13 protein-coding genes are annotated in these 15,019 nt (G+C 33.4%); 5 read left to right on the top strand and 8 right to left on the bottom strand.

What is annotated here, in order from left to right; translation table 11 throughout:
* Positions 1-15: 15 nt before the first annotated feature.
* The 3 genes from AAFN75_RS14335 to dnaK all read right to left on the bottom strand — a co-directional run bounded on the left by AAFN75_RS14335 (position 16) and on the right by dnaK (position 4,552).
* The gene (locus tag AAFN75_RS14335) at positions 16-963 is read right to left on the bottom strand and encodes an NAD(P)H-dependent flavin oxidoreductase (RefSeq protein ID WP_411806974.1); all 948 of its coding nucleotides are present in this window, start codon (positions 961-963) and stop codon (positions 16-18) included.
* A gap of 71 nt (positions 964-1,034) precedes the next feature.
* Entirely contained in the window at positions 1,035-2,264 is a 1,230-nt protein-coding gene (locus AAFN75_RS14330; RefSeq protein WP_411806973.1) for a class I SAM-dependent rRNA methyltransferase, read from the bottom strand.
* Positions 2,265-2,647: 383 nt separating this feature from the next.
* Positions 2,648-4,552, bottom strand: a complete 1,905-nt coding sequence (gene dnaK, locus AAFN75_RS14325) for a molecular chaperone DnaK (protein WP_144116077.1) — start codon at positions 4,550-4,552, stop codon at positions 2,648-2,650.
* Positions 4,553-5,047: 495 nt separating this feature from the next.
* Between dnaK and AAFN75_RS14320 the strand changes: the two genes are divergently transcribed.
* The 5 genes from AAFN75_RS14320 (at position 5,048) to AAFN75_RS14300 (ending at position 10,803) form a co-directional block, all read left to right on the top strand.
* The gene (locus tag AAFN75_RS14320) at positions 5,048-6,001 is read left to right on the top strand and encodes a T9SS type A sorting domain-containing protein (protein ID WP_411806972.1); all 954 of its coding nucleotides are present in this window, start codon (positions 5,048-5,050) and stop codon (positions 5,999-6,001) included.
* Between the two features lie 80 nt (positions 6,002-6,081).
* Positions 6,082-7,503 carry an L-serine ammonia-lyase gene (locus tag AAFN75_RS14315; RefSeq protein ID WP_411806971.1) on the top strand — a complete coding sequence of 474 codons (1,422 nt, stop codon included), beginning with the start codon at positions 6,082-6,084 and terminating at the stop codon, positions 7,501-7,503.
* 252 nt (positions 7,504-7,755) lie between these two features.
* Complete coding sequence (gene panB / locus AAFN75_RS14310) at positions 7,756-8,574, top strand: 3-methyl-2-oxobutanoate hydroxymethyltransferase (protein ID WP_411806970.1); 819 nt, start codon at positions 7,756-7,758, stop codon at positions 8,572-8,574.
* 103 nt (positions 8,575-8,677) lie between these two features.
* Positions 8,678-9,373 carry an RluA family pseudouridine synthase gene (locus tag AAFN75_RS14305; RefSeq protein WP_411806969.1) on the top strand — a complete coding sequence of 232 codons (696 nt, stop codon included), beginning with the start codon at positions 8,678-8,680 and terminating at the stop codon, positions 9,371-9,373.
* 59 nt (positions 9,374-9,432) lie between these two features.
* On the top strand, positions 9,433-10,803 hold the full coding sequence (locus AAFN75_RS14300) for an aldehyde dehydrogenase (RefSeq protein WP_411809287.1): 1,371 nt from the start codon (positions 9,433-9,435) through the stop codon (positions 10,801-10,803).
* A 98-nt stretch (positions 10,804-10,901) separates the two neighbouring features.
* Here AAFN75_RS14300 and AAFN75_RS14295 read toward each other — a convergent pair whose 3' ends face one another.
* From AAFN75_RS14295 to AAFN75_RS14275, 5 genes are all read right to left on the bottom strand, one after another.
* Positions 10,902-11,720, bottom strand: a complete 819-nt coding sequence (locus tag AAFN75_RS14295; RefSeq protein ID WP_411806968.1) for a sensor histidine kinase — start codon at positions 11,718-11,720, stop codon at positions 10,902-10,904.
* Complete coding sequence (locus AAFN75_RS14290; protein ID WP_411806967.1) at positions 11,713-12,414, bottom strand: hypothetical protein; 702 nt, start codon at positions 12,412-12,414, stop codon at positions 11,713-11,715. Before AAFN75_RS14290 ends, AAFN75_RS14295 begins: the two co-directional genes overlap by 8 nt.
* A gap of 727 nt (positions 12,415-13,141) precedes the next feature.
* Positions 13,142-13,660 carry a hypothetical protein gene (locus AAFN75_RS14285; protein ID WP_411806966.1) on the bottom strand — a complete coding sequence of 173 codons (519 nt, stop codon included), beginning with the start codon at positions 13,658-13,660 and terminating at the stop codon, positions 13,142-13,144.
* Between the two features lie 94 nt (positions 13,661-13,754).
* Entirely contained in the window at positions 13,755-14,381 is a 627-nt protein-coding gene (locus tag AAFN75_RS14280) for a CPBP family intramembrane glutamic endopeptidase (protein ID WP_411806965.1), read from the bottom strand.
* Positions 14,382-14,840 carry an Lrp/AsnC family transcriptional regulator gene (locus tag AAFN75_RS14275; RefSeq protein ID WP_411809286.1) on the bottom strand — a complete coding sequence of 153 codons (459 nt, stop codon included), beginning with the start codon at positions 14,838-14,840 and terminating at the stop codon, positions 14,382-14,384.
* Positions 14,841-15,019: the final 179 nt, after the last annotated feature.

The following is a 15,019-nucleotide window of genomic DNA, read 5'->3' as shown; positions in this document are numbered from 1 at the left end:
AATATAAGTCCTCTTTTAACTTACCAAACGCTCTATTATCGCTTTAGTTGGTAAAATTTTATCGGTATGCTCTATACTTGGTCCTGCAACCCAAACGGTTTTATATGTGGCTTTGGTTGCTGCATTTTTAGTCGCATTCATACCAATTGAAAAGCGAATCATTTTAACCCACTTTTTAAGTTTTTTGTTCTTGTTTAAAACAGACTCTAACCACGTTTGTTTAGTGCCAATTTTTTGAACATAATCTGTATTTATTACTGTACATGGTGTTCCAGAAATACGCTCGGTCATAACAATATCTTCAGCACCATAATCAACACACGCTTGTTTATACTCGTCTGTTACGCCTGCTTCAATAGATGCAATAAACGGACTTCCAACGGATACGCCTTCTGCACCATAACTTAACATCTTATCAATATCGGCTTTACATCCTACACCACCCGCAGAAATAACAGGAATATTACAATTTGCACTTAAATCTTTTATTAAAACTTCTGGCGATATGTTTCCTCGATGTCCGCCAGCTAAATTATTAACAGCAATAATAGCATCGGCTCCTAAGCTTTCCACTTTTTTGGCAAAACGTAAATCGGTAACATCACAAAAAACTTTAATCCGTGCTTTATGGGCTTGATTTATGGTTTCTTCTGGACTTCCTAGAGAGGTAATTATAAAATCGCAACCTTCTTCACAAATGACTTCTAGTTGGTTTAAATATTTTACATTCGATTTGTTTACAATAAGATTAAACCCAAAAGAACCACCTTCTGGTTTGGCAGATTTTAACTCTCTTAAAGCCATACGTAACTCCTCTAAAGTCCTGTAATTTAAAGCAGGAATACAACCTGCAATACCGCCATTCATAGCTTCTTTAACCATAGAAACGTTAGAAACCAAAAACATTGGTGCTTGAATTATTGGATATTTAATTTGTAGAAGTTGCGTGATTTTAGTTGTCATGGTATCATCTTATTTCGACAAATATAATCATTATTTTATTATGCACGCATAGCAAAATAAACATTTAAAAACTACCCTTTAAACCTATAATACCCACATTTTAAATAAGCGCCTTCTGGAAAGCCAATAGGATGATCGGTATCATGACCCGTTTTTAAAACCACTTTATAAGGTCTTTTTGTAGCCCCTAAGGTTTTATGGTTAATTTCAAAAAACTGATCGGCTAAAACTCGTGATGAACACGATGCTAAAACCAACAAGCCATTTTTAGCTGCTAATTGTTCGCCTAATTCTGCCAATTGGGCATATTTCTTTTTAGCTAAATCAATTTCCGAAGCTTGTTTTGCAAAACTTGGCGGATCTATAACCACCACATCAAAAGTCACGTTGTTAAGTATAAGCAGCTTCAATTCCGCAAAAGCGTCGCCAGCAATAGTTTTATGTATTCCAGAATAGCTATTAAGTTTTCCATTTTCCAGAGCTATTTCTAGAGCTTGTTTGCTAATATCTAAACTTGTAACTTCTTTGGCTCCATTGGCTAAAGCGTGTACCGAAAATCCGCCAGCGTAACTAAAAACATCTAAAACGGTTTTGCCTTTGCTCCACTCGCCTACTTGTTTTCTATTGGCTCGATGATCTAAAAAATAGCCTGTTTTATGTCCTTTAATAACGTTGGCCGAAAAGTTAACACCATGTTCTACAAATTCTACAACTTCATTTTCTAAAACGCCATAAACCACTTCTCCATTTTCAAGTTTATGTGCTTTAGATTGCTCTAAACTTCTGCTTAAACGCACTACAACAGTTTCGGCTTGAGCCCTTTGCTGTAAACTAGGAATAATACTTTCTAGATAGGGCAACCAAATTTCCGAATAAATTTTAACCACCAAAACCGAGGCATAAACATCGGCAATAAGACCTGGAAAACCGTCATTTTCTCCAAAAAGCAAACGGTAACTATTGGTATTAGTGCGTAATAAGGGTTCTCTTTTATGGTAAGCTAGCTCAATTTTACTTTTGAAAAAAGCGGCATTAATTTCTGCTTTTTCATAGCTACTATGTAACATTTTAATGCGAATGGGCGAATTGGCATCATACAAGCCTAAACCAACTACTCGGTTTTTATTTTTACTAAAAATGATGGCTAAATCTCCAGATTTTGCATCGTCATTTATTTTTATAATATTATTGGAAAACACCCATGGATGTCCTTGCACAACAAACTGCTCGCCTTTAGAGTTTAACTTTACAGCTAATCGTTTTGGGATGTAATTAGATTTTATTTTTGATGAAAAGGACATGCTTTAAATTTCTGGTAAAAATAAATATTTTGAATGGATATATGTGAAGTTTTATAATGAGTTATAAATTAATAAAGCGCTTGACTTTGTAAAAAAAATCAACTAACTTCGTTTAACGTCGGATATAAAACATTAAAACGATTTCATATCCGTAAAAGCATTAAACGAACCTATCCAAAAATTGAAATAACTTTCAATTAAAAAACAAACCTAAGTTGATAATTACGTTAGGGATTGAGGCATTTGTTGAAGCTCTTTTTGTGTTGTTGCACCTATGCAACACAAAAAAGCGACTGCCAAAAGCCCGACCCTTGGGTAACGCCATAAAAAAAACGCAACCAAATTAATGATTGCGTTTTTATATTAACATTAAGTAATTAAACTTATTTCACTTCTTCGAAGTCTACGTCTTCAACATCACTTCCTTCAGCTTGAGCATCTCCTGCTCCAGCATCTGGTCCTGGTTGAGCACCACCCTGCGCTTCCGCTTGTGCTTTGTACATTTCTTCAGAAGCCACTTTCCATGCTTCGTTAATTTTATCTAAAGCTGGAGTAATTACTGCTAAGTCTTTAGACTCGTAAGCTGTTTTTAACTCTGCTAAAGCATCAACGATAGGTTGTTTTTTATCTTCCGATAATTTATCACCAAACTCTTCTAATTGTTTTTCCGTTTGAAAAATCATAGAATCAGCTTCGTTTAATTTCTGAGCATTTTCAGCTGCAGCTTTATCTGCTTCAGCATTTGCTTCAGCATCAGCTTTCATTTTCTCGATTTCCTCTTCGCTTAATCCAGAAGAAGCCTCGATACGGATATCTTGTTTCTTACCAGTTGCTTTATCTTCAGCCGATACTTTAATGATACCATTAGCATCAATATCAAAAGTTACTTCAATTTGTGGAGTTCCTCTTCTTGCTGGTGGAATATCACTTAAGTGAAAACGTCCTATTGTTTTATTATCGGCAGCCATTGCTCTTTCACCTTGTAATACGTGAATTTCTACAGATGGTTGATTATCTGCTGCTGTAGAGAATACTTGCGATTTTTTAGTAGGAATCGTAGTATTAGCTTCAATAAGCTTAGTAAATACGTTACCCATAGTTTCAATACCAAGAGATAAAGGTGTTACATCTAAAAGTAATACATCTTTAACATCTCCTGTTAATACACCACCTTGAATACCAGCTCCAAGAGATACAACTTCATCAGGGTTTACACCTTTACTTGGTGCTTTTCCGAAGAATTTCTCTACGGCAGCTTGTACTGCAGGAATACGTGTAGAACCACCTACTAAAATAACTTCGTCGATATCAGATTTAGATAAACCTGCTGCTTTTAATGCAGATTGACAAGGCTCGATAGTACGTTTTACTAAATCGTCAATTAATTGCTCAAATTTACTACGTGTTAATGTGCGCACTAAGTGCTTTGGTCCACTAGCTGTAGCAGTAATATAAGGTAAGTTAATTTCTGTTTGCGCAGAAGATGATAATTCAATCTTCGCTTTCTCAGCTGCTTCCTTTAAACGTTGTAAAGACATTGGGTCTTTACGTAAGTCCATATTTTCTTCAGCATTAAACTCATCGGCTAACCAGCTAATAATTTTCTCATCAACATCATCACCACCTAAGTGTGTATCACCATCTGTTGAAAGTACTTCAAATACACCATCTCCTAATTCAAGGATAGATACATCATGTGTTCCTCCACCAAAATCAAATACTACTATTTTTTGGTCAGTTCCTTTTTTGTCCATACCGTATGCTAAAGCAGCAGCAGTAGGCTCATTAATAATACGCTCTACTTTTAAACCAGCAATCTCACCAGCTTCTTTAGTAGCTTGACGTTGGCTATCGTTAAAGTAAGCAGGTACAGTAATTACCGCACGAGTTACATCTGTACCTAAGTAATCTTCGGCAGTTTTCTTCATTTTTTGAAGAATCATTGCACTTAATTCTTGAGGTGTATATAAACGACCATCAATATCTACACGAGGTGTATCATTATCTCCTTTTACCACTTTATATGGTACACGTTCTGCTTCGTTTTTAGACTCAGAATATTTGTTACCCATAAAACGTTTAATAGAATAAACTGTTTTTGTTGGGTTAGTTACCGCTTGTCTTTTTGCTGGGTCACCAACTTTAATTTCACCGCCTTCAACAAAAGCGATAACAGATGGTGTCGTTCTTTTTCCTTCTGCATTAGGAATAACTACTGGCTCGTTACCTTCCATTACAGAAACGCAAGAGTTGGTTGTTCCTAAATCGATTCCAATAATTTTACTCATAATATTTTTTTATTTATTGTTTATAGATTTCCGTCTTCACAGAAACTTTGTATTCATTTTTAATTTCAGGTTGTATAAGTCAATCATTATGCCAACTGAAAATTTATGACATAGTGTCATATTTTTAGTCTGCAGTAGTCAGTATGCAGTCTTCAGTCACTTATAAGTAATAAAACTTTGGTTTTCTGTCACTTTAATTATCGCGCCAAAGCGGAATGTATCGAGAATTTGGGCGCAACCACAAGGGTCGGGCTTTCACTACTCGCTCCCTCCTAAAAAGTCGGGGAGCTCAAACATACCGTTCAATCCCTTGCACAACTATCTAAAAACCTTGTCCTTAATATTTAAAATGGGTTTTCAATTAAGTATATGTAAAAAAACGCTTCATTTTTTACAACTAATTATAAATCAAAACTTTAACACGTAAGAACATTCACATAACACTTTGTTTTACTATCTTTAAATCAAGCTATTAACACAAAAAACTTTATTCTCATGAAAACATTTACAATCCATCTATTTCTTTTATTTACATTTTTAACCATGTCTACTTTTGGTCAAGAAAATACAGCCTTAACCTGTGCCGACGGTATTGATAATGACAACGACACACTTATTGACTGTAACGACCCAGATTGCCAAAATTTAGGGTCTAATAATGGTTGCGAACTATGTACAGACGGTATAACCTTTGCAGACGTACTTATTGATTACAACCCAGGATGTGATAATGCCGACCCCGATCCAGAGGGCGCTATTGGCTTAAATGATTTTGTCTCTGGAGATCCTTACAGCTATGTTTATTTAGGTCAGGGTGGCTCTATAAAACTAGGTTTTACAAACAATCTCTTAACCAATAGCGGCACAGAGGAAAATGATGTTTATGTTTTTGAAATTGGACCGCAAGTAGAAGCCAGCGATTTAGCCATTAGACCAGCCGATGCATTTACAGAAACGCAACTCATTAACAATAACCTACCAGATATTGATGATGATGGGTTTTATGAAATAGGTTCCATAAGCGGCTCAATACGCGGATTTGATATAGACGCTGTAATAACCGGATATTCTCAAAAAACTTTAAAATTTAATGCCATTCAAATTACAGATATTCCAAACGGTTCTTGTTCTAGCACTACGCCTGGAGCAGATATTGATGCCGTTTGTGCTTTATCCTCCTTTACCTTATCCACATCCAATAATAGTATTGATAAGGATTTCTTGAAAATTTATCCAAACCCAGCTCAAAACAAAATCAACTTACACTTTAGTAATAATAATCATGATTTAACACACTACAATCTCGTAAATCTAAGTGGTCAAATTTTACAAAAAGGACTCATTAATAATAAAAGAGAAATTAGTACAGAAAATTTAGAAAGTGGTGTTTATTTTCTTTCCATAAAAGGCACTAAGACAGTTATAACTAAAAAGATTTTTAAACTCTAATATTTTTAAAATAACAAGGCTAAACAACTTTACACTTATGATTATTTTTTGATATATCTTTACAGCAAAACGACTAATTTATGGAGTGTATATCGGTTTTCGACATGCTAAAAATAGGCGTTGGCCCTTCAAGTTCACACACACTTGGACCTTGGCGAGCTGCCGAACGTTGGATTAAAGAACTTAAAGACGCCAAAAAGTTCGACGCTGTGCAAAGTATCACAGTCGATTTATATGGCTCCCTATCTTTAACCGGAAAAGGACATGCCACAGATTATGCTGTAATACTAGGTTTATACGGCGCAAATCCAGAAACCATTCCTACCGAAACCATTAGCGACATTATTTCTAAAGTAAAAGACACAAACACCTTAGCTTTTAATAATGAACATAACTTAGAGTTTAACCCAAAAACAGATATCGTTTTCAATAAAAAGTTTTTGCCTTTTCATGCCAACGGATTAAAATTTACAGCAGTATGTCATGGTAAAAAAACAGCATCAACCTTCTATTCTATTGGTGGCGGATTTGTTGTAAAAGAAGAACGAAAAAACTCAAAACGTAATTTCGAAATAAAATGCGCATTCCCCTATCCTATTGATAAAGGTACAGAGCTACTTCAATTTTGTAAAACACTAAACAAACCCGTATCGCAGGTTGTTTTAGAAAACGAAAAATCCATTCGGGAAGAAACCGAAATTGATGCAGAATTAAAACGCATTTGGGACACAATGCTAGATTCTATGTACACCGGTTGCCATACCGAAGGCAGTCTTCCTGGTGGTTTAAATGTAAGACGACGTGCCTTCGATATGCATAAAACCTTAGTTGGTAAATCGCCATACACCACGCCCGTAGAGTGGATTTATAGCATACGAGATACCGAAGTTAAATTTCGCCAAATCCTTAAATGGGTAAGTTGCTTTGCCTTAGCCGTAAACGAAGTTAATGCATCATTAGGTCGTGTAGTAACAGCGCCAACAAACGGAAGTGCTGGTGTTATTCCCGCGGTTTTAATGTATTATTTGGTTATAGAAAACCACGACGGCGATTTCGAGGATATTAAACGATTTTTGTTAGTTGCAGGCGAAATAGGAAGTATCTTTAAAAAAGGCGCCACAATAAGTGCAGCAATGGGTGGTTGTCAAGCAGAAATTGGAGTTTCGTCTGCCATGGCAGCCGGTGCATTAACCGAATTACTTGGAGGCACACCAGAACAAGTTTTAATTGCAGCAGAAATAGCCATGGAACATCATTTAGGGTTAACCTGCGATCCTATTGGAGGCTTAGTACAAATACCATGTATTGAACGTAATGCCATGGGAGCTATTAAAGCTATAAACGCTGCAGAATTAGCCTTGGATACCAATCCCGAAAATGTAAAAGTACCTTTAGACAAAGTGGTAAATACCATGTGGGAAACCGCAAAAGATATGCATTCTAAATATAAGGAAACTAGCGAAGGCGGTTTAGCTGTTGGTGTTTATTTAACAGATTGTTAGAATTCAGTTTATAGTCACAGTCTCGGTTTTCAGATATACTCAAAATTTCACTTTCAAGTCCGCATTTTCTTTTCTCTATTTTATTTTCTCTTTTTATCTAATTCAACTTTGCGAGAAATATATTTTGGAATATCGGTATCCTGAAATTCAACCAAAACAACTGATAATCAACTCTCAAAATTCACCTGAAAGAAAACTATAAAAGTATCTTCTTTATTTAGTATTTTTACGGACGAACTAAATTTAAAATACATGTCTGTAGCAAAAAAAGAATACAAACGCATTACCGTTAAAACATTAGTAGATATGAAAGCCAATGGCGAAAAAATATCTATGCTTACGGCCTACGATTATACTATGGCCAAAATAGTTGATGGTGCTGGTATTGACGTTATTCTTGTGGGCGATTCAGCCAGTAATGTTATGGCTGGACACGAAACTACATTACCTATTACATTAGACCAAATGATCTATCATGCCTCTTCTGTAATTCGTGCTATCGACAGATGTTTGGTTGTTGTAGATTTACCTTTTGGAAGCTACCAAAGCGACCCTAAAGAAGCCTTACGTTCTGCTATTAGAATCATGAAAGAAAGTGGCGCACATTCGGTCAAACTAGAAGGTGGTAAAGAAATTAAGGAATCTATCAAACGTATTTTAAACGCAGGAATCCCGGTAATGGGACATTTAGGTTTAACGCCACAATCTATCTATAAATTTGGAACTTATACCGTTCGTGCTAAAGAGGAAGAAGAAGCAGAAAGACTAATTGAAGACGCTAAAATGCTCGAAAGAATTGGTTGTTTTGCTATTGTTTTAGAAAAAATACCTGCTAAACTTGCTAAACAAGTGGCCGAAAGCGTTAGCATTCCAATTATTGGAATTGGTGCAGGACCAGATGTAGATGGACAAGTACTTGTATTACACGATATGCTAGGTATGACACACGAATTTAATCCACGTTTTTTACGCAGATATCTAAGTTTGTATGATGAAATGACCACTGCTATTTCTCAATATGTAGATGATGTAAAAAGTGCCGATTTCCCTAATGAAAGTGAGAAATATTAAGTTTTCAGTCACAGGCGAAGAATACAGTATTACTCATGCGCTTTAAAACTTTGCAAGGGTAAAAAAACACAAGAGTAAGCATCCGTGAAAATCAGTGAAATACGTGTCTAAAATACTATCAAACAAATCCAACCTCCAAGTCTTATTCGAGGACAACCACATAATCGTGGTAAATAAACGAGCGGGAGATATTGTGCAAGGCGATAAAACTGGCGATAAACCACTAAGTGATGTTGTAAAAGAATATTTAAAAGACAAATACAACAAACCAGGAAACGTCTATTTAGGAACCGTACATAGGCTAGACAGACCTACCACAGGACTTGTTATTTTCTCAAAAACCAGTAAAGCTTTACCTAGATTAAATAAGTTATTTGTTTCAAAAGATATTAGCAAAACCTATTGGGCACTTGTAAAAAACGAACCACCGAAACAAGAGGACATGCTTGTTAATTGGCTAAAAAAGAATCCTAAAAATAATAAGTCTAAAGCACACACAAAGGAAGTTCCGGAAAGTAAGAAGGCTATTCTTCATTACAAAATAATTAAAAAATTAGACAATTATTTTCTATTAGAAGTTAACCTTGAAACAGGAAGACACCACCAAATACGTGTGCAGCTATCCAATATAGGCTGCCCTATTAAAGGGGATTTAAAATATGGGTTTGATAGAAGTAACAAAGATGCAAGCATTAGTTTACACGCCAGACATATTGAGTTTATGCATCCGGTAAAAAACGAACCAATCTCTATTGATGCGCCTTTACCAGATGATGCCATTTGGAATGCTTGTCTGTAATTAAAACAACTTCGCTTTCTTTATTTTTTTCATACCTTTAAAAGAAAACTTTGAAATCAATTTCAGAACTTATTTCGGTACAACACTCTTTTTTTAAATCGCAGAAAACAAAGGATATCGACTATCGACTATCCCTTTTAAAGGCCTTAAAGAAAGAAATTCTAGCTAGGGAGCAGGACATTTTAGATGCGATACATAAAGACTTTAAAAAATCGGAGTTTGAAGCTTACTTAAGCGAAATAGGCATTGTCCTTTCAGAACTCAACTTAGCTATTAAAAACCTAAAAAAATGGGCAAAACCTAAACGCATTAAAGCGTCGCTGTTAACCTTTCCTTCTAAAGATTACATCTATAAAGAACCTTACGGAACAGTGTTAATAATTGCACCATGGAATTACCCTTTTCTGTTAGCCATAGAACCTTTAATTATGGCTATTGCCGCAGGTAACACGGTTGTATTAAAACCAAGCGAACTAACTGTAAATACTTCAAAAGTAATCACCTCGATAATTGAACATGTTTTTCCAGAAGACCTTGCTATTTCAATTGAAGGTGGTGTAGAAACGTCTACCGAGTTATTAGCCCAAAAGTGGGATTTTATATTTTTTACTGGCAGCACAACAGTTGGTAAAATTGTAGCAAAAGCGGCAGCAAAACACTTAACGCCTACTATTTTAGAGCTTGGTGGTAAATCGCCTTGTATTATTGACGACTCTGTTAATTTAAAATTAGTAGCAACACGCTTGGTTTGGGGTAAACTTTTAAATGGAGGCCAAACCTGTATTGCACCAGATTATGTTATTGTAAAATCTAATATTAAACAAGATCTTATCAAGGCTTTAAAAGCCGAAATAATTAATAGATACAGCGATAACCCTAAAAATTCTGTGGACTTCCCTAGAATTGTAAATACTAAAAACACTAAAAGACTAGCTGAATTAATTAAAGACACTACCATAGTGCATGGTGGTGAAATAGATGAAACAACGTGTTACATCGCTCCTACTATAATTGATGAGCCAAATCTAGAATGTCCAATAATGCAAGAAGAAATATTTGGTCCTATTTTACCAATATTAGTGTATGATACGCCATCCGATATTGAAAAAATTATATGGAGTTTAGATAAGCCGTTATCGCTTTATGTATTTTCTAGCAACTCATCTTTTATAAAAGAAACTATTAATAAATTTAGTTTTGGTGGTGGTGTAATTAACGATTTACTAATCCACTTTGGAAACCACAGATTACCTTTTGGAGGTGTTGGCGCAAGTGGCATTGGAGAATATCATGGCAAACATGGCTTTGAAGCTTTTTCTAATACAAAACCAATAGTAAAACGAGGTAATTGGATTGACCCATCATTTAGATATGCGCCTTATAAACAAAAAGTTAGTTTACTAAAAACCGTTTTTAAGTATTTTGGATAGCATTGCGTAATATTATAATAGTCTCGAATGTTTAGTAATACATTACGCTTTCTTTGGTGAGCAATACGCCCTGTAAAAGAAATAACGAAATGAGCGCACTAGTTTAAAGGATAATTAAGAACCAATTGCACACCGTTACTTGGTTTAGAATTCAATTCGAAATCTGCATGTATTAGTGTGGCTCTACTTTTCATATTAATTAAACCAGAACCCTGCTCAATCTCTTTAACATCAAAACCTTTACCATCGTCAGTTGCAGTAATAATGATGCGTTCCGGCTTATAATTTAAAGTAATTCCAATATTTTTTGCATCAGAATATTTTACTGAATTGGACAAAAACTCTTGAAGTATTCTAAACACAATTATTTCATGTTTTCGATCAGCGAAAGGTACTTTATCTCCAATAATTTTTAGTTCTGCAGATGTAAACTTCATCTTTTTCATGCGATCTAACTCATTGGTAATAGATTTTTCAAAACCTATATTCAAAATAACATCGTTATTAAGCGTTTTTGAAAGTGCACGAACTTCTTTTAAACCATTACTAAGTGCCTCTGAGGTATCCTTAAACTTATCTTTAACATCATCTGCTACTTGCATTTTTAATATACTAAGTTGCATGCTAGCAAAGGACAATAACTGTCCCACATTATCATGTAACTCCCAACCAATATTTTTTAAAGTTTGTTCTTGCGCTTCGGTTTGTGCCAATATAATTTCAGCTTCAAAAGCCTGTTGTTGCTTAATTTTATCTTGAAGCAATTTGTTTTTACGCTTTTGAAAAACCACAAAAAACACAATAACTAAAGATGTAATAATAATCAAAACTATTATCATGTACACCAATAAATAGCGTTCTGAGGCTGTAGATACCGCTGATTGAATAAGAAAAAAAAGATTAAATAAATTAAGCATTAATTGGTTTTGAAATTATTAAACCTAGTGTAAAACAAGAATACATAAATATATTGGCAAATAAAAAAATGAGTCTTTTTAAATTAACAAAATCCCAATCTGATTCTGTATTATAGGTATCAAAAAATAAAACAGGAGTTATTATTAGCCACCATAAAAATAGACCAACACTAGCGTAAAAGCTAAATATTTTAAACATATTTAGAATAGAATCACTATTTGTTAATTCAATAAAATATGTGATTATACAGACAAAGGTAGTTATAAGGCCAGCTATTTGATAAAAAATGGAACGTGAATTTAAAAATACTTCAAAATTAAATATAAAATGTGATAGCATAATTATTGAAAATATAACCCCTACAACACGTATTACAAGTTTAAGTTTTTTTCGTCTTAAAATAGCATGAAAATAGAAGACCACAAATACAATACTTCCATAAAGCCATAATAAATTATACCAATTATAAACGCGCACCCCCATTTTTCTTAATAATTGAATTGGTAAAAAATTTGGAGTGTAAGCAAGCATAGCACCAATAACTTCCACGAAAAAAATGTAAAACAAAAAGTAAATAAAATAACGTGTTGAAGTATTTCTATATTTTTTTATACATAACAGCCCAACAAATGCCGCTAGAAACTCCAAAGCGTAAGTGATAAAATTAAAATTACGCGTTAAAAAATCAATCATTATGTAAGTTTATTTTTTATTAATTCTGGTTTACACCAAATTAACGCGAAAGTAAATGTTGAATACATAGTAATATTAGCCAATAAGTAAATCAAAAATCTTAATTTAATATAATTAAAATCTTTGTGAAGCATATATATATCATATAACACAATTGGAGTTATAATTAACCACCAAATAAAAATAGCGAAACTAATGTAAAAATTCAATGATTTATAAAAAACTAAAATCTTATCACTTAGTAGAACCTCAATGAAGTAAAATACGGTACATAGAAATATAATAAATGCACCTAGAATACTAATTGGAGGAAAGAATCTAACAAAATAATCATTAAAATTTAAGAGAATATAAATAACAGAAAAAAACAGAAAAAATAAGCCACTAAATTTTATTATGTTTTTAAATTTTTTGTTTGAAAGTATTTTATGGTAGTAGAAAACAAAAAACATAATAGCTCCAATTTTCCAATATAAAGTAGACCACCAATAATTATATTGTAATGATGTCCCCTTTAAAAAATGAAAAAACTCCCCTTTTCCAGTAAATAAAGTATAGGTGTTAATAAAATCACAAATGGAAAGATAAATCAGAAAATATATAAAATACTTCGCGTTAGTAGATTTATATTTCTTAAAAAACACAATACCAGTAAGAGCCGCAATAATTTCTACGGCTCTTGTTATTATCCATCTGTGTTGGTATAAAAATTCTTCCAAAAAAACGCCTAATTCGGGTAACCACTATCACCTCCACCACCATCGTTTAAAGGCGGTACAGGAATGTCTGGATCACTTGGTGGAAAAAACATATTTACACTACTAGCTTTAGATGTCGATTTAGGGCCTGTAGGCACAATAAACATAGTGTTTCTGTTCTTTTTAGATCCTTTTTTTCGATCCCCATAGTTCCCTAGATAGATTCGCACACCTGTCATTTTAAATCCTAAGGTGTCCGATTGTGCTTTAGCATAAGCTAAATATTGGTTTACTTCTTTTAATGACCACCATACCGAGCGCATTTTCTTTCTTGGGCCTTCCACTTCAATAGTAGAATCTATTTCTGTTTCGTTATTTTTTTCCCAATTAGCACTAAATAATTTGGCTTCCTTTACCGAAATAGTGTCTTTTGGCACTACATATTCCGATCCCATAGTTGGCTTATCTCCAAGAGGTCTCGGACAAAAATAATAAGTTAAAATTGCTCCAATAATAAATCCGAAAATGACTGGTCCTAATTTTTTCATGTTTTGTTAGTTAAGGTTGTTAATAGCTCCATAAAAGTAATAAAAAGATTTAACTATAAGCTATTAATCATTTTTCTATTTAATTATAAAACGATTATGTTGGAAAACCAAGCATACTTCCCATACCCACTGTAAATAACCAACAACCATAAATAGCATGTTCTATAGAGACTAAAAGTGTAGATTGTGTTTTTTTAAAAGTATAAGCAAATAATAAGCCCCCAATAAAAGTTAGTACTAGCACTAATATACTCCCAAAAAACAGATGAGCTAAGGCAAATAAAACAGCATTTAGTAATAAGAAAAGAGATTTGTTTTTAAACAAACTTTGATACCGCTTAAAAAAGAATGTTCTATACAATAGCTCTTGTGGATATACTGAAAAGAAACTATAAATAAAAAGCAGCATAAGCCATTTTAAAGGTTTGTTTAATAAAACAGTAAATAAAGACTCACTATCCGTAATCCAAACAAATATGGTCGTTAAAAAAGCAATTAGCACAAGTTTAATACCTGTTATTTTCCAGAAGGGTTTCCATTTTATGGTTTTAGATACTTTAAATTTTAACTGCTCTACTCTTAGCAATATATAAATAACATAAAGAAAACCTAACAGCCCAAAACTTAATTTTAACCAAGGAGAATAAGGCACCGCAAAGCTTATTGGGATTATTAAAAAAATAATTACAAACTCAATAATTTTATAGGTAACAGATTTCATTTAAAAATTAATGGCATTAGTATATTTAACTTCCGAGATTACAAACATACTATGTGTACTCCCAATATGGTTAATATTAGTAAGTTTATTTACCATGAACTCCCTATACTCTGCCATATCTTTTACGATAATTTTAAGTAAATAATCGTAATCACCACTTAAATGATAGCATTCTAACACCTCGTTAATAGAGGTTACCTCTTTCTCAAAACGCTTTACAAATTCTTGGGTATGTTGCAATAGCTTCACATGACAAAATACCACAAAATCTCTTTCTACCTTTTTTTTATTTACAATAGCTATGTAACCATTAATATAACCTTCCTTCTCTAGTTTTTTTATCCGTTCGTATACGGCAGTAACAGAAAGCCCTAATTTATTGGAAAGCTCCTTGTTAGTCTGCTTACTATCCTGTTGGATATATTCTAATAATTTTTTATCGGTAGCATCAAAAATCATACTTGAAAATATTTCGTTAAAACGCTTGCTAACACGTTTAAACAAGTTTTAAAATCTTTAAAAGCAACATATTATAGTTTTATATTCTAATTATACATCATTCTATTGTATTTTATTCTAAATATAACGATTTTTAATTTAATTAATTTTAAACTTCTATACGATAAACGTATTAAAAA

Source organism: Algibacter sp. AS12, from assembly GCF_046736315.1.
Classification (GTDB): Bacteria; Bacteroidota; Bacteroidia; order Flavobacteriales; family Flavobacteriaceae; genus Algibacter_B; species Algibacter_B amylolyticus.
This window is presented reverse-complemented; position numbering and strand designations above follow the sequence as displayed.